The organism is Paenibacillus sp. 05T425 (assembly GCF_056396205.1).
The window spans coordinates 1-444 of record NZ_JBFTLA010000107.1 but is presented as its reverse complement, the minus strand read 5'-3'; the positions used below and the strand labels follow the sequence as shown (position 1 = coordinate 444).

Annotated in this window: 1 protein-coding gene; it reads left to right on the top strand. The window is 63.0% G+C overall.

Annotated elements, in window-relative coordinates; genetic code table 11:
- Positions 1 to 444: Ig-like domain-containing protein (locus tag AC1DF0_RS32310; RefSeq protein WP_477577670.1), on the top strand; the 444-nt coding region annotated here is incomplete at both ends.

Sequence of the window (444 nt, the reverse complement as noted above, 5' to 3'; positions counted from 1 at the left end):
GCAACGCCCATACCGCGTCGGAAACCCTGCTGACCCTGACCGGCAGCGTGCTGCCCAACGACGTCCAGGGCGCCGACCGCATTGCCACCGGCCCCGACAGCGGGCCGATCATCGGCGGYACYTTCACCGGGACGTTCGGYACCYTGGTRYTSAAYGCCAACGGCACSTACACCTACACCCTGAACACCARCGAYGCCGATTTCAAAGCCYTGCACGGCGGTGGCAACGGCACCGAAAATTTCGTCTACACCCTTACCGATTCCGATGGCGATACCAGCACCGCGACGCTGGTGCTGAACATCCATAACAACGACGACCTGGTGACGCTCGATGGCCTGAACGTCAACGGCGGCGAACTGACCGTCTACGAAAAAAACCTCAGCGACGGCAGCAGCCCTGATGCATCGGCGCTGACCCAGAGCGGCACCTTCACCGTCACCGCGC